Raw genomic sequence first — 14629 nt, 5'->3', positions numbered from 1 at the left:
CGTACACATACCTGACACGCCCCCAGAGGCAAGCCTCAGCGGCTAGAGGCTTTTTTCAGCAGATCGGCGGCGTTCGGGCCTAGCAACCCTTCGGGTGCATCCAGCCCCGCGTGGGGCAGATCGGAATGACCTTTGACATGTTTGCCAAGGCTGTCCGACAGATCGGAGGGCAATACGGGACGCGTGCGACTGTCGATCAGCATGCTTTCTGCGGCGATGCCTTCGGCATAGATAATCTGGTGACTGTCGAAAAGCAGTTGGAAGTAGTCAACAAAGCCGCCCTCGGAGATGGTGACAGTATCGCCGTTAACCAGATGCCGCGCCTTGACCAGCAGTTCTGAGCGGCCTGCGCCCAACTCGTCCGTGCGCTGGTAGATGAACAGGCGGTGATCGGGGCTGACCAGCAGATCGCCATCGTTGTTGAGTGTGCCTGAAGTGATGCGGATCGGGGCGAACTCACCCACTGCGCGGGTGGTGGAGGTGCCGATCCAGCGCAAGGTTTGCACGCCATCATCACGGGTCAGCACACGGTCGCCCACGACCAGATCCTCAACCGCGCGCTGCGCACCCGAGGCCAGCGTGATATGGGTGCCACGGGTAAAGCTGACGCAAGCGACCTGCGCGAATTTGCTGTGGGCAGCGTCACGGTCAATGCCGACAAGGCGGTATTCGACCTTTGAGCTGAGCGCGCTAAAGGGCAGCAGATAGACCCCGTCGACGTTGCCGTCGGTGTCGACCTCTACCAGCAGCAGTGCATCGGATGTGACCCCGTCAGGCGACATAAAGGTAAGTGCGCAATCCAGATAGATCGCCGCACCTGGCGTGCCGACACTGGTATCGTGGCCCACGAAAAAGCTGGCGTCATCGCGTGCGACCAAAGACAGGCGCGCTGGCTCGGACGCGTACTCAAGCTCATAGACGTCATCAAGGATCAGCTCGGAGGCGAAGGAAATGGGATCGCCCATATTTGCGCCATCGGTCGCCATGACCTGCGCGGCCAGAAAGACCGGAACGCTTTGGGAAGAGAGGGAGCCTGTGGACATATGCCGGTGCCTTTTCAAGGTCTGCGTTGCGCGTGGGATAGACTAGGATTATGGCGTGACGGGGTCAATGAAAGGGTGTTTTGCTGGCGCACCGTTCAGCACTGCGGTAGCAGTGAGGCCAACTACATAAAGCAAGGGAGAGACGGGATGGATCTGGGGATCAAAGGAAAGAAAGCACTGGTCTGTGCTTCGTCCAAGGGATTGGGCCTTGGCTGTGCAGAGGCCTTGGCCGCAGCGGGTGTTGATCTGATAATGAATGCGCGTGGTGAGGAGGCGCTGGAGGCTGCGGCAGAGCGGTTGCGCAAAGACTATGGTGTGGCTGTTGTGACTGTAGCTGCTGATGTGGCCACGCAAGAGGGACAAGCAGCGGTTATCAAGGCCGCGCAAGGCGTTGATATACTAGTCAATAATGCAGGTGGTCCCCCTCCGGGCATGTGGACGGATTGGGACCGTGAGGATTTCATCAAAGCACTGGATGCCAATATGCTGGCGCCCATCGCGCTAATCAAAGCCTTGGTGCCTGATATGATGGACCGTGGCTGGGGCCGTGTCGTCAACATTACATCGCAATCGGTGCGCGCGCCTATTGGTGTGCTGGGGCTCAGCAATTCTGCCCGCACTGGCCTGACAGGATATGTCGCTGGCACCAGCCGTCAGGTGGCAGGCAAAGGGGTGACGATCAACAACCTGCTGCCCGGTATTCATGCGACGGACCGGGCGGATGCGCTTGATGGTGCTGTGGTGGCACAACGCAATATCTCGCTTGAGCAGGCGCGCGAGGAACGCGCGTCCAGCATTCCGGCGGGGCGCTATGGCACCCGGCACGAGTTTGGCGCAGCCTGTGCCTTTTTGTGCTCGACCCATGCGGGGTTCATTGTGGGGCAGTCGATCTTGCTGGACGGTGGTGCCACCAATATCACGATGTAATGGCGGCCCAAGCACCTTTGAAAGACCAGCTTTTCAACGCGCAAAGCGTGGGGCAGCTCGCAGCGGAATATGCTGCGGCTGTCCCGTCATTTGACGCCGAACGCTTTGCTGCGGATGCGCTGGCGGGGTTTGAGCCGCGCGAGCTGATGGCGCGGCTGGAGTGGTTGGCCGATTGTATAGAAGATCAGTTGGCGGATGATTTTCCGACGATGGCCGACCAGTTGCACGCAGCCCTGCCGCCGCGTCTTGACCCTGCGAGGAGCGACGATGATTTCGGTGATTTCATTCATGCCGTTCCCGGCATACTGGCGGCGCGTCACGGGCTGGAGGCGCACCGCATCCGTGCGATGGATTTGCTGTACGAGGCGACGCAGCGGTTCACGATGGAGTTCTATATCCGTCCCTTTCTGATCCGTTGGCCTGACGAGACATTGGCACTGTTGGCAACATGGGCGCGTGACCCTAATTATCACGTGCGCCGTCTGGTGAGCGAAGGAACCCGCCCGCGTTTGCCTTGGGCCAAAAATGTGGGGCTGATGCCTGCACAGACCTTTCCATTGCTGGACGTTTTGCACAGCGATCCTACGCGGTATGTGACGCGCTCGGTCGCGAACCACCTCAACGATCTGAGCAAAATCGAACCGGATGCCGTGCTGGCGCGTCTGGCGCTCTGGAAAAAGGCAGGCAAGCAGGATGATAAGGAGCTAGCGTGGATGACGCGCCATGCCTTGCGCACGTTGATCAAGCAAGGTCACACAGGGGCGATGGCGGCCTTGGGCTATGATGCCACAGTGCCCGTTACCGCACAGATCACGCTGGACCGTGATCGCCTGTCCATCGGCGAAGCGTTGCGATTTGAGATCGTTTTGCAAGCAGATGTGGCGCTGCCTGTTTTGGTTGACTATCGCCTGACCTTTGCGCGGCCTAACGGAAAGATCGCGCATAAGGTTTTCAAGCTCAAGGCTGCGCAGTTGGGGGCTAATGTGCCATTGCAGCTGGGAAAAACACATAAGTTCAAAGGCGATGCGACGACATTTGCACTGCATGCAGGGGCGCATGGCATCACTGCGCAGGTCAATGGCCGTGATGTGGCCGAGGTATGGTTTGATCTGACGGAATAGCGCGTTCACATTTACGTTGTACTTGGCTTTTGGCGCTGGTCTCGCTCGGCCCATTCGCTTAGCCCTGCGCGCAGTTGTTTGTGTGAAAGGTCCGCCATGAGCCACGTTGTCCTGATTGCCGCCTTTGGCGCTATTGTTGCACTGTCCCTGCTGGCCGCGCCACGGCGCGCCAGTGTCGAGGGGTTTTTCGGCGGGGCAGGTGCGCAGGGGCGCGCACCGGGTCTTTGGGTTTTGGTGTTGAGCCAAGTCACCACATGGATATTTGCACGCAGTCTGATGAACGCGGCAATTCTAGGCTACTATTACGGCATGGCGGGAACGCTGGCTTATGCCGGCTATTACGTCTCGTTTCTGACGGGCGGTTTCATTGTCGGGCGTCTGCGCGAAGGGCAGGCGGGTTCGGTGCAAGACTGGCTGGGGGCGCGTTTCGGGAGCCTTGGGACGGGGTGCTACAACGCAGTTATTGCCCTGCGGCTTTTGTCGGAGGTGTTCGCCAATCTGATCGTTGTCGGGCTGATCTTTAACGCAGTGCTGGCGGGCAGTGGTACGGCGGCGATCTGGGCTGTGGCAGTGCTGGGGCTGGCCTATTCCGCATGGGGCGGGCTGAGCGCGGCGCTGCGCACGGATGTGGTACAGATGATTGTCTTTCTGGTTGTGTTTGGCGTGGCCTTTGTGGCGCTGGTGACGGGGCCTGCGTTTGACTTGGCAGCAGTGGTGACAGCACAGGGCACGGCGGGCAGCTATAACGGATGGGTACTGCTGGCGGTGGCGGCTTTGCAGGTGTTCAGCTATCCTGCGCATGATCCGGTGATGATGGACCGCGGGTTCATCGCTGATCGCGCCACCACGCGCGCCTCTTTTTTGCATGCCTTCTGGATCAGCACACTTTGCATTATCGGGTTTGGTTTTTTCGGTATTCAGGCCGCATTGGTGGGCGCTGCGTATGAGGGGGAGCTGATCGGCACTTGGGGTGTGATGTTTCCACCATGGATTTTTGCGTTGCTGATGATCTCGCTGCTCGTGTCTGCACTCAGCACGCTCGACAGTGCGCTGTCATCCGCTGCACGGCTGGTGGTGGAAGAGACAGGGCTGCCGCGCACTTTGGCCGCCGGACGCTGGGTGATGGTGGCCTTTATGCTGGCGGGTACGCTGCTGACCCTGTGGGGCAATGCCACGCTGTTTGATGCGGTGGCGGTCAGCGGGACTGCCTCGATGTTTCTGACGCCTGTTCTGATTGTGGGGCTGGTGATGGGGCGTGCGATTGCGCTGTGGTCCTATCTGGTGGCCTTTGCAGCGGCAATTGGTGGCGCGTTCATCTATTTCGCGCGCGGATGGGACATGGTCAGCCCATGGCTGATGGCAGGCCATAAATACGAGCAGCTTTTGCTGATCTGTGTTTGTGTTCTGTGCATTGGGTTTGCGGCGGTGCTTGCAGGCGCGCGGCGGCGCTGATACCTGCTATCCGACAGAAATGATCGGATAAGCCCGCCGTGAAGCCCCAGACACCGCGCCTCGAGATTCGTAACCTGCGTCGCAGCTTTGAAGGCCGTGCGGTTGTCGATGATGTGAGCCTGCAAATTATGCCCGGTCAGGTGACATGTTTGCTAGGACCATCGGGCTGCGGCAAATCCACAACGCTGCGCATGATCGCGGGCGTTGAGATGCAGGACAGCGGGACCATCCACGTGGATGGCAAGCTGATCTGTGACACGGTGTTTCGCGTGCCCCCCGAGCGGCGCGAGATTGGGCTGATGTTTCAGGACTTTGCCCTGTTTCCGCACCTGAGTGTAGCGGGCAATGTGGCCTATGGTTTGCGCGGGACACGCGCCGAAAACCGTGCGCGGGTGGAAGAACTGTTGGAGCGGGTGGACCTTGCGCGCTTTATCGACGGCTATCCGCACCAGTTGTCCGGCGGCGAGCAGCAGCGCGTGGCGCTTGCACGTGCGCTGGCGCCGCGCCCGCGCATCATGTTGATGGACGAGCCGTTCAGCGGGCTTGATAACCGCCTGCGGGATGGTATCCGCGATGAGACGCTGAGCATCTTGAAAGAAGAAGACACCGCCGTACTGCTGGTCACACACGAGCCGGACGAGGCGATGCGCATGGCTGACGAGATTGCCCTGATGCGCGATGGCAAGATCGTCCAGCAGGGCGCGCCCTATAATGTCTATACCCGTCCGCTGGACCGTGCGGCAGTCTCGTTCTTCTCGGACGCGAATGTACTGCGCGCCGAAGTATCGGGTGCTTTGGCGCATACACCCTTTGGCCGGTTCCTTGCTCCGGGTGTGCCTGATGGCACCGCCGTTGATATTGTGTTCCGACCCCAGCATGTGCGGATCGACTTTGACCGCGCGGGCAAAGGCCCGTTGCCTACCGCCGCCGATGGCACACCCGTGCGCGCCATTGTTGAGCGCGCGCGGTTTATGGGCAACGAGAGCCTTGTCGAGTTTCGGACGGACCATGACGGTACTGTGCTAAAGGCGACGGTGCCGAACGTGTTTATGCCCGGTATCGGGACAGTCATGTGGCTGACAATAAGGCGCGACAAGTGCTTTGTCTTTGCCGTGGACAGCTAGGGGGAGAATGTCATGCAAAAACTGCTGATCGAATTTGGAATGGGAACATCGCTGCGCCGGGGCGATTATACCCAAGCGGCAAAGCGCGCGGTGCAGGACGCGCTTTGGCACAATTCCATCAATCTGGCAGAGCTGTTCGGGTTTGATAAAACCGACATGCAGATCACGCTGGATGTTGGCGTGCAGCAGCCTGACCAAGTAGACGCAGCGGCGCTGCGTGAGGTGTTTCCGTATGGCAATGTGACGGTCAATGTGACCAAAGGCGGGCTGGATGTGCCGCGCCCCGAAGGTGACGGCAACCCGACAATCATGGCAAATGTGGCCATGTCTGTCGGCTTTGACATGGAGAAGCGGGCATGAGCGAACAGCGTGTGATTATAGAAATGGGCATGGGCAATGACCTGCACGGCATGGATTATACCAAAGCTGCCAAGCGCGCTATTGAGGACGCGTTTCGCCATTCGTCCCTGCCATTGTTCGGCGTGCTGGAACTGCCCCACGATGCCATGCGTGTGCAGGTTACTGTCGCCGTGCAAGAACCTGATGCGCTGGATCTGGACGCGTTGCGCGCAACGCTGCCGCGCGGGCGCGCAGAAGTGCGTGCCGTGCACGGCGGTTTGAACGTGCCTTCAGGCGACGAGACGATCGTAATCGCCCAAGCCAGCGTCGAGGCGTTTTTGCCCCCGCAGAAAGACTGGATACTCAAGACCTAAGGCTTGAAATCGGCAAGACGCTTGCCTGCCTCGTCATGGAACAGGGTGGGCAAGGCCTCGGCGGTGCTGATGAGATCAAGGCGAAAGACCTGATGTGTGCCTTGCGTTTCGCACCATGCTGTCAGGGTCCAGACGCGACTGAAGTATTCAAGCTGAAGCGGGTGGATTATGCGCGAGGTCACGCTGCCATCAGGCGCGGTATACGTGATCCGCAGTTTCTGGCGCGCCTTGATCGCTGCCCGCAGTAGGGGCATCTGGGCAAACCCGCGCGCCACATCGGCAAAAGGCGAAGCGCCAAATTTCCAAGCATCGGCTTCGGCCACTGCCGTTTGCGGCAGCACTGCATCCAATTTGTCGCCGAGGCTGCTGGCAGCGGCCTTCAGGTCCGGGTCTGCCAGTTCGGCCGCGATGGCAAGACCAAGGTTCAGGGCTTCAAGCTCGGGCTGTGTCAGGGTGAGAGGGGGAAGAGTGACTACGTCAGGCAAGCGGTAGCCCGTGCCACGAGTACCTTTGAGCGGGACGCCCGACGCACAGAGTGTTTCCATATCGCGGTAGAGGGTGCGCTGGCTAACGCCTGTATGGTCAGCCAGTTCTTGTGCGGTATGAAGTTCACCATCCCGCAGGACTTGCAATATCGTAAAGAGACGGTCTGATCTGGCCATGCAACTGACATAAACCTGTCAGTTGTTTCCGGCAAGGATGAAATCCTGCGGGAATTACCGCGTGGTTCGCGGCCCCGATACAGATTGGCGTTTTTGCAGCGCAGCAAGTTTGATACGTAGTGTGGGAATACATCGCCCTGTGGGGTGGTTTGAAGTGTTTTGGATAGGAGACATGAAATGTTGAATAATATTGGTTTGCCAGGCTTGCTGCTGATCGCAGTTGTTGTGCTGGTTCTTTTTGGTCGCGGCAAAATCTCCTCGCTGATGGGCGAAGTGGGCAAAGGCATCACCAGCTTTAAAAAGGGGATCAATGAGGGCGAGCAGCAGTTGAAAGACGAGACTGCCGATGATGTGGCCGAGATTCCACAGCCCGAAGTCGAGACCAAGGACAAGGTGTAAGCGCCGATGTTCGATCTTGGCATGACCGAAATGCTGGTGGTGGGGGTTGTGGCGTTGATCGTCGTGGGCCCCAAAGATCTGCCGGTGATGTTTCGCCGCGTAGGCCAGTTTGTCGGTAAGGCCAAAGGCATGGCGCGGGAATTTTCCAGCGCGATGAACGATGCAGCTGACCAATCGGGCGTGCGCGATGTGACACAGGGGCTGAACACCTCGCTCAAGGCTGCGACGAATCCGATCGGAACTGCGATGGACGGCGTGAAAGAGGCGGTTTCCTCCATTACCGATCTGGACCCTGATAGCGAGACAGGCAAGCTGGCTGCCAAGCGCGCCGAGGATGTGAAACGCATTCAGGCAGGCACTGCCCGCGCTGCGGCAGAGCGTAAAGCACGCGAGGCCGCCGAAGCGATGGCGAAAGCAGAAGAGCTGGAAGCAACGCTGCAAGAGAGCCTTGCGGCCAAGAAAGCAGACACATGAGCGCGACGGACAATGACATCGACGACAGTGCCGCGCCGCTGATCGAGCATTTGGCAGAGCTGCGTACGCGGCTGATCCGCTCGGTTCTGGCGTTTATAGTAGGCATGGTCATCTGCTTTTCATTTGGCAGCATGATTCTTGATTTTCTGCTGGTGCCGATCGAGAAAACCATGCGCAATCTGGGTAATCCAAACCCTGTGATGCAATACACCGCCCCGCAGGAGTATTTCTTCACCTTGATCCGCATCTCGATGGTGGGGGGGCTTGCGATCAGCTTTCCGGTAATCGCGACCCAGCTGTGGCGCTTTGTGGCGCCTGGTCTGTACAAGAACGAAAAGAACGCGTTTTTGCCGTTTCTGATCGCCTCGCCTGTGTTGTTCCTGATGGGCGCTGCTTTTGCGCATTATGTGGTTGTGCCACTGGCGATGCAGTTCTTCCTCGGGTTTTCGGATGCTGCGAGCTACCTGTCTGCGTTGATTGCGACGGGGGAGGCAACGACATCGGGCATCGACATCGTGTTTAACGGTAAGGTGAACGAGAGCCTTGATATCACGTTGAAAATGATCGTGGCCTTTGGCCTGTGTTTTCAGTTGCCTGTTCTACTGACGCTGATGGGCAAGGCGGGGCTGGTGAATGCCGAAGGGCTGCGCAATGTGCGTAAATACGCACTGGTCGGTATTTTGCTATTGGCTGCGCTGGTGACGCCGCCGGATGTTGTCACGCAGCTGATCCTGTTTGTGGTGGTCTACGGCCTATACGAAGTATCAATCTTCCTCGTGAGCCGTGTTGACGCAAAGCGCGAAAAGCAGCTGCGCGAAGACGGGTACTATGACGAAGAGGACGAGGCCGATTTCGATGCGATGGCCGACGAGATGGAGCGTGAAGATCCGATCGTCGAGGAGACGAAGGACGACCTGAAATGACCCTCGATCCGATAGACCGGATTGCACAGGCGTTGGAGCGAATGGCTCCGGCGCCTGTTGTCGCACCGGACTTTGGCGTTGCATCGGCGTTCGTTTGGCACACGGGGCCTGACCGGCTGGAGCCGGTGATGCAGGTGAGCCGCGTAGACATTGACCTGCTGTTGGGGGTTGAACGATCTCGCGATACGCTGTTGCAGAACACAACCCAGTTCGCTGCCGGATTACCTGCCAATAACGCGCTTTTATGGGGTGCGCGGGGTATGGGAAAATCAAGCCTTGTCAAAGCAGTGCATGGCGCACTTCAAGTGGATTACCCCGATCTCAAGATGGTCGAGTTGCAGCGCGAGGACCTGCCGTCTGTGGGGCGTTTGCTGAATATGCTGCGCGGTGTTCAGGCGCGGTTTATTCTGTTTTGCGATGACCTCAGTTTTGGGCATGATGACGCGCACTACAAATCGCTCAAGGCGGTTCTGGACGGCGGGATCGAGGGGCGGCCCGAGAATGTTGTACTTTATGCCACGTCAAACCGCCGCCACCTGATGCCCCGTGACATGATCGAGAACGAGCGCGGATCAGCGATCAATCCTGCCGAAGCTGTGGAAGAGAAAGTGTCGCTGTCAGACCGCTTTGGCCTTTGGCTGGGGTTCCATGCCTGCGATCAGGATCAGTATCTGGCGATGATCCGCGGGTATTGTGATGCTCATGGCGTGGCGATCAGCGACGCAGACCTGCGCGCGGAAGCTATTGAGTGGCAAGCGACGCGCGGCAGCCGGTCAGGACGTGTGGCGTGGCAGTATTTCACTGATTTGGCGGGACGGCGCGGTGTTGCCATCGGAGGATAGGGGCGCTGCCCCGTCTGCCGCTTGCGCGGCAGACCCCCCGGAGGATTTATGGCCAGAAAAAATAGGTAGTCTGGTTTTTTAGTTCAGGAAGGGGTTGGGATCGACGCTGTCGAAGCCTTTGCGAACTTCGAAGTGGACGAAGGAATCTGACCCGCCGCGTAGTTTTGCAATGCTTTGGCCGCGCGAAACGCTGTCGCCCTTTTTCACGGCAACATCTGTTACATTCGCATAAACCGTCAGTAAATTGCCGCTGTGGCGCACCACGACAATCGGGATGCCATCGGCGCTTTTGGTGATGGCTGCGACAGTGCCGGTGTCAGCGGCTTTTACCGACGTACCCGGGGCCGCTTTGATGTTGATGCCTTCATTCTTGCCTTTGGCATATTCGCGAATAATGGTCCCGTTGACAGGGCGCACGAGCTTGCCTGTGGCGGCAGGTTTGGTGGTTTTGCCAACGTCAGCCACAGGTTTCGGCGGCGCGGCGGCAGGTTTTGGGCTGGCCGCTGCAACAGCTGTTGGTGCGGCTTCTGCCGCAGGTGCGATTTTCTCGGCTGGAAGCGGTTTGGTCGCCGAAGGTGGTGTTGGTGTGTTGGAACCTTCGCCAGGCAAGGGCGTGGCAGCCGCGGCGGTACGTGCGGGTGCTGCTTTTGGCGGGTTTTGTGACGGGACCGGGATCAGCAGGAACTGACCGGCGCGGATCGCAAAGTCGGCCCCGAGGCCGTTCCATTCAGCCAGATCCTTGACTGGAACCGAATAAAGCCGTGCCACGGTAAAGGCAGTCTCGCCCCGCTCGACTTTGTGGCGGATGGGTTCCTTGCCAGTTTGTGCCGCTGGTGTTTCGGCGGTGGCCAGTGTGGTCGTTTGTACACCGGGAGTGGCGGGCGCGCGGTCAATTGCGCCGCCTGCGACAGAAGAGATATCGACGGGTTTGATCGGGCCGGTTGTTGCGGCACCCGTTGCTGGCGAAGGTTCGGCCACGCGGGTGGGCAGGGCGATGATTTCGTCCTTGCGCAGGGTCACGTTCGGATCGATGCCGTTGAACTTGGCGAGTGTTGCGGGGTTCAGGCCCACACGGTTGGCCACATCTGTAAGGGTGTCACCACGCCGCGCCACAGCGACCTGATAGTTCGGATACGAGATAACACCGCGATCATCGGGTTTTGGCCGATCCGCCAGTGCGCCCTGTGCTGCATTAGCTGTTGTGAAGCCGCCACCGAGACCGCGCAGATCGAAATCCAGCGGCTCGGAGCAGCCAGCAAGCGTGAGGCAAGCGGCGCCTGCGAGAAGCGTCAGGCGCGTTGTTGCACCCTTGGTATTGGAGAAAGTCATCACTGTGGTCCTTGTCACTGCCCGTCCCGTGTGCCCGAGATTTTGCGTAACTCTACCAGATTAAGTGTCCTTGCCCAACCCTTCGAGGAGCGGAACAAAGCGAACTGCGCGCATTTCGTCATACTCCAGCCCTTGAGCGGTTTTCCGCACACGGATCAGGTGCTGCACCGTGTCGGATTGGCCCACAGGCAGCACCATAATGCCACCTTCTTTGAGTTGGGCCAGCAGCGGGCCGGGGGGGTCTTCCGCCGCGGCAGTTACGATAATGCGGTCAAAGGGTGCTTGTTCGGGCAGACCGTGGCTGCCATCTGCGGTAATTGCGGTGATATTTGTGAGATCCAGCGCGTCAAAAACCACGCGAGCCTCGTGGACAAGGCGGCGGTGGCGGTCGATGGTATAGACGCGGCGCGCCAGTTTGGACAGGATCGCGGCCTGATAGCCGGAGCCTGTGCCGATTTCCAGCACCTTGTCACGGGGCGTCAGTTCCAGCGCTTGGGTCATCAGGCCAACGACCGAGGGTTGGCTGATGGTCTGGCCACAGGCGATGGGCAGGGGCATGTCTTCATATGCACGTTCGGCAAAGAGGCCACGGATGAACGGGCCACGATCAACGGCCTCCATCGCGCCAAGGACCAGTTTTTCCGTCACCCCCTTGGAGCGCAGCGCATAGAGAAATTGCATTTTGCGTTCGGCACTTGCGTCCGCGTCCATGCCGTCTGTCATGTATCGAGGCCTGCAAGATCGGGAAAGGCATCATGGGCCGTCAGATCGGCACGCATCGGCGTGACGGAGATGTAGCCCTCCAGATTAACGGCAGCGTCAGAGCCTGCGGCGGGAGCAACCTGTTGGTTGCCGCCCGTGATCCACAAAAAACGCCTGCCATTGGGGGCGTCATGTGGGACGGTGGAGAAGTTCACACCCGGCCTGCGGCCTTGGGGCGCGACGCGGATCCCTTTTACATCGGCAGCTGGCACAGGTGGGAAATTCACGTTCCAGAACACGCTATAGCCGTTTGAATCTGGTGTTTTCTGTTCAAGAATACGGCGGCAGACATCGGCACCGTGGGCTACTGCCGCTTCAAACGGATCGTCCAGATCGCGGTTGGCGGGGCCGTAGAACTGCGACAACGCTATAGAGGGGACGCCTTGCAACGCGCCTTCGATTGCAGCACCGATGGTGCCGGAATACAGCGTGTTTTCTGCGGCGTTGTTGCCACGGTTGACGCCCGACAGGATCAAATCGGGTTTTGCATCCTTCATGGGGTCGTAGAGGGCGGAAAGCACGCAATCGGCGGGGCTGCCCTCAATCATATATCGGCGTGGCGACAATTGGGTAATAAGCGTGGGTTTGGTGTAGTTGATGCAATGGCCGACGCCCGATTGCTCGAACGCGGGCGCCACTGTCCAGCATTCGCCCTGCGGGCCTGCAAGCGTGGCGGCAATGCCTTCCAGAACGTGCAGTCCGGGGGCATTGATGCCATCGTCGTTGGTGATGAGAATACGCATATGTTTGCCCCTTTTCGCCTTGATAGGCGAGCGCGGTCATACGGGCAAGCGAGCGTGGATTTATTTCTGGAGTGTTGCCAAGAGGCGCGCGGCCTCGGCGTGGATGTCATGCAGGGCGGCACGGTCCTCACCAGGGAAGAAACGCGCGCGGGTTGCTGTGGGCATGGGCTGCGGCGTTACGATATCAACACGAGGTCCGATGCTGGCGGTTTCAGCCTGCCAACTACGGGCGAGGGCAATCTGGGCCGCTTTGGTTGCACCATAAGTCCCATAGAATTTTTGGCCCGCAATTGGATCATCAAAAAACACGGCATGACCTGATTGGCCCAACAGAGGGGCCACATAGTTGATCAGGGTCGCTGTGGCGGTAATGTTGCCAGTGATTGATTTATCGAGGTCTTTAGCATCGATATGCGGCCCCGGCGTAAGCGGGGCTGCGTGAATGGCGGTGTGCAACCAAAGATCAAGGCTGCCCCAACGGTCATAAATGCCGCGACACAGGGTTTGCATGGCAGCAGGGTCGGTGACGTTCATGGGGGCCAACGTGGTGCTGCCGCCTTTGGCCTTTATGCGGTCATCCAGTTCTTCCAGCGCGCCGACGGTGCGGCCCACAGCGATGATGTGATGGGTGGGGGCCAGCGCCTCGGCCAGCGCCGCGCCGAGGCCGCGCGATGCGCCTGTGATCAATGCAGTTTTCTGTGTCATGAAAGGGATATGCGCGGGGGACCGCGTGGCGTCAAGGGGGGCTTAGCCCTGTGGCATTGTGAGGATTTGGGTATTTCCCATGCGGAGCAGTACAATACGGTCGCTATCAATAGCCTCTACTGTGCCGCCGGCGATTTCGTCCCCGAGGGTGACGGTTTGGGTATTTCCGCGCGGAAGACGGACCAGCGCGCTGGGTGCGCTTGCCGCGCCGAAAGTGCCAAGCAGGACAATGCGGCCCAAGCGGACTTTTTGTGTGGCATTGGATTCGACGATTGGGGGTGTTGGGGTGCCGTCGTATTGCGTGGCCATGATCGCTCCTGAATTACTGTTCAGGGGGCAGCTATGCGTTGTTCGGCGTAAGGAGAAGGGCGCGCTCAATGGCTCGGCGAAGCCTCGCCAGAGCCTCGGCAAAAGGGCGCCGGTCAGGTTTTGCGGTGATAGGTGAAAGCCATGCGGGCGAGGTGGTCGATGGCCTGTTCGGGCAGTGGTTCGCCCAGTTTCAGCCGCAGGCCACGGTTGGATTCGTAATGGAAATCAGTGGGGTAAATCTCCCGCATGGTCGCACTCAGAGTGGTTTGGCAGCCAACGAACAACGCGATCGTGCTGGGCAAGTTCGCGTGCCAGTTCAGGCGGAGAGTCGTTCCTTGTTTGGCGCGTTTGGGCCGCCAGCTGGGTTCACGCCATTTGAGGCTTTCTTCGATCGGGCCGACATCAGCCTGTGCCCCCGCGTTCAGAATCAGCGCGCGCATTTCATGAAACTGTGCTTGTGCGTTTTCGGGCCAAGCGGCGAGGGTGGATGCAAATGGATCTGTCATGCGGTGAGGGTAGCACATATCACCTGTCAATTCATGTCAGTAGTCTAGGGGTCAATCATGATGCGGCCCAAAATCTCGGTCCCGTCAGGGGTCAGGCGAAAAACGATGATCTCGCCCGAGCTTGTCCCCGTGCCGGTAAGTGCCGATATATTGACCTGATGCGTCACCCAGATGTTCAGCCCCTCGGTGCGTTCCAGTTGCGCGCGCAGATCGCGCGTCTGCGGGACGCGCAGTGCAGGTTTGCCAAAAAACGAATTGAGTGCGGGAGCCTCGCGCGGTGATCCATATTCCAACAGGCGTGCAGTTTCGGACGTGCGGCACCATTGGCTGGTATAGACCATATCGAAGGTGATTTTTTGTGTGCGTAGCGCCTGCCCGATGCGGCGGGCCTGCGCGCGTCCTTGATCGCTGAGGTTGCGCTGTGTGGTGCAATCGCCAATCGTGTGGTTGGTAGGATCACCGCCACCAGGGGCAAGAGCATGGCGCATGATAGCGATGGCACCTGGTGCGCGCAGGGCGTCCCAGTTGTTTGCCCAAAGGCCAGTTGGCAAACACAAAACAAGTGCAATTATGTATCTCATGAGGCGTGAGATAG

General features: G+C 59.1%; 19 protein-coding genes. 10 read left to right on the top strand and 9 right to left on the bottom strand.

The features are described 5' to 3' along the window. Positions 1-35 precede the first annotated feature (35 nt). Complete coding sequence (locus tag Q0903_RS14245) at positions 36-1043, bottom strand: Hint domain-containing protein (RefSeq protein WP_299416550.1); 1008 nt, start codon at positions 1041-1043, stop codon at positions 36-38. 147 nt (positions 1044-1190) lie between these two features. Here Q0903_RS14245 and Q0903_RS14240 point away from each other — a divergent pair, with 147 nt between their 5' ends. The 6 genes from Q0903_RS14240 to Q0903_RS14215 all read left to right on the top strand — a co-directional run bounded on the left by Q0903_RS14240 (position 1191) and on the right by Q0903_RS14215 (position 6380). Then, complete coding sequence (locus Q0903_RS14240) at positions 1191-1970, top strand: SDR family oxidoreductase (RefSeq protein ID WP_299416547.1); 780 nt, start codon at positions 1191-1193, stop codon at positions 1968-1970. Further along, positions 1970-3091 carry a hypothetical protein gene (locus tag Q0903_RS14235; protein ID WP_299416544.1) on the top strand — a complete coding sequence of 374 codons (1122 nt, stop codon included), beginning with the start codon at positions 1970-1972 and terminating at the stop codon, positions 3089-3091. Before Q0903_RS14240 ends, Q0903_RS14235 begins: the two co-directional genes overlap by 1 nt. A 96-nt stretch (positions 3092-3187) precedes the next feature. Then, positions 3188-4543: a sodium:proline symporter gene (locus Q0903_RS14230; RefSeq protein WP_299416541.1), complete on the top strand. Its 1356-nt coding sequence runs from the start codon at positions 3188-3190 to the stop codon at positions 4541-4543. 38 nt (positions 4544-4581) lie between these two features. Further along, on the top strand, positions 4582-5667 hold the full coding sequence (locus tag Q0903_RS14225) for an ABC transporter ATP-binding protein (protein ID WP_299416539.1): 1086 nt from the start codon (positions 4582-4584) through the stop codon (positions 5665-5667). Between the two features lie 12 nt (positions 5668-5679). After that, positions 5680-6027: a Lin0512 family protein gene (locus tag Q0903_RS14220; protein ID WP_299416536.1), complete on the top strand. Its 348-nt coding sequence runs from the start codon at positions 5680-5682 to the stop codon at positions 6025-6027. After that, entirely contained in the window at positions 6024-6380 is a 357-nt protein-coding gene (locus Q0903_RS14215; RefSeq protein ID WP_299416533.1) for a Lin0512 family protein, read from the top strand. The genes Q0903_RS14220 and Q0903_RS14215 overlap by 4 nt, the downstream gene beginning before the upstream one ends. Here the strand turns inward: Q0903_RS14215 and Q0903_RS14210 are convergent. After that, a complete protein-coding gene (locus Q0903_RS14210) occupies positions 6377-7042 on the bottom strand; it encodes a YafY family protein (RefSeq protein WP_299416531.1) in 666 nt (221 codons plus the stop codon). The two genes, Q0903_RS14215 and Q0903_RS14210, sit on opposite strands and share 4 nt — an antisense overlap. 177 nt (positions 7043-7219) lie before the next feature. Between Q0903_RS14210 and tatA the strand changes: the two genes are divergently transcribed. Genes tatA through Q0903_RS14190 form a run of 4 tightly spaced genes read left to right on the top strand, consistent with a single transcriptional unit; the run spans position 7220 to position 9680 of the window. Further along, a complete protein-coding gene (gene tatA / locus Q0903_RS14205; RefSeq protein ID WP_299023739.1) occupies positions 7220-7441 on the top strand; it encodes a twin-arginine translocase TatA/TatE family subunit in 222 nt (73 codons plus the stop codon). Between the two features lie 6 nt (positions 7442-7447). Continuing rightward, the gene (gene tatB / locus Q0903_RS14200) at positions 7448-7915 is read left to right on the top strand and encodes a Sec-independent protein translocase protein TatB (RefSeq protein ID WP_299416528.1); all 468 of its coding nucleotides are present in this window, start codon (positions 7448-7450) and stop codon (positions 7913-7915) included. Further along, positions 7912-8838 (top strand): twin-arginine translocase subunit TatC, encoded by a 927-nt coding sequence (gene tatC, locus Q0903_RS14195; protein ID WP_299416525.1) that lies wholly within the window; start codon positions 7912-7914, stop codon positions 8836-8838. Before tatB ends, tatC begins: the two co-directional genes overlap by 4 nt. Then, positions 8835-9680 (top strand): ATP-binding protein, encoded by an 846-nt coding sequence (locus Q0903_RS14190; RefSeq protein ID WP_299416523.1) that lies wholly within the window; start codon positions 8835-8837, stop codon positions 9678-9680. Before tatC ends, Q0903_RS14190 begins: the two co-directional genes overlap by 4 nt. Positions 9681-9758: 78 nt before the next feature. On the opposite strand, the gene Q0903_RS14185 is transcribed toward Q0903_RS14190, so the two are convergent. The 7 genes from Q0903_RS14185 to Q0903_RS14155 form a co-directional block, all read right to left on the bottom strand. Continuing rightward, positions 9759-11009: a LysM peptidoglycan-binding domain-containing protein gene (locus Q0903_RS14185; protein ID WP_299416520.1), complete on the bottom strand. Its 1251-nt coding sequence runs from the start codon at positions 11007-11009 to the stop codon at positions 9759-9761. A 60-nt stretch (positions 11010-11069) separates the two neighbouring features. Beyond that, positions 11070-11732 (bottom strand): protein-L-isoaspartate(D-aspartate) O-methyltransferase, encoded by a 663-nt coding sequence (locus Q0903_RS14180; protein ID WP_299416516.1) that lies wholly within the window; start codon positions 11730-11732, stop codon positions 11070-11072. Next, positions 11729-12514 (bottom strand): 5'/3'-nucleotidase SurE, encoded by a 786-nt coding sequence (gene surE / locus Q0903_RS14175; protein ID WP_299416513.1) that lies wholly within the window; start codon positions 12512-12514, stop codon positions 11729-11731. The genes Q0903_RS14180 and surE overlap by 4 nt, the downstream gene beginning before the upstream one ends. 60 nt (positions 12515-12574) lie before the next feature. Then, the gene (locus tag Q0903_RS14170; protein WP_299416511.1) at positions 12575-13219 is read right to left on the bottom strand and encodes an SDR family oxidoreductase; all 645 of its coding nucleotides are present in this window, start codon (positions 13217-13219) and stop codon (positions 12575-12577) included. Between the two features lie 42 nt (positions 13220-13261). Further along, a complete protein-coding gene (locus Q0903_RS14165) occupies positions 13262-13528 on the bottom strand; it encodes a type II secretion system protein N (RefSeq protein ID WP_299023720.1) in 267 nt (88 codons plus the stop codon). A 113-nt stretch (positions 13529-13641) separates the two neighbouring features. After that, a complete protein-coding gene (locus Q0903_RS14160; protein ID WP_299416508.1) occupies positions 13642-14034 on the bottom strand; it encodes a hypothetical protein in 393 nt (130 codons plus the stop codon). A 44-nt stretch (positions 14035-14078) separates the two neighbouring features. After that, the gene (locus tag Q0903_RS14155) at positions 14079-14615 is read right to left on the bottom strand and encodes a histidine phosphatase family protein (protein WP_299416505.1); all 537 of its coding nucleotides are present in this window, start codon (positions 14613-14615) and stop codon (positions 14079-14081) included. Between the last annotated feature and the right edge of the window lie 14 nt (positions 14616-14629).

The sequence above is a fragment of the uncultured Sulfitobacter sp. genome, assembly GCF_947502895.1.
GTDB lineage: Bacteria > Pseudomonadota > Alphaproteobacteria > Rhodobacterales > Rhodobacteraceae > Sulfitobacter.
The sequence above is the reverse complement of the archived record's forward strand: the minus strand, read 5'-3'. Positions and strand labels throughout refer to the sequence as shown.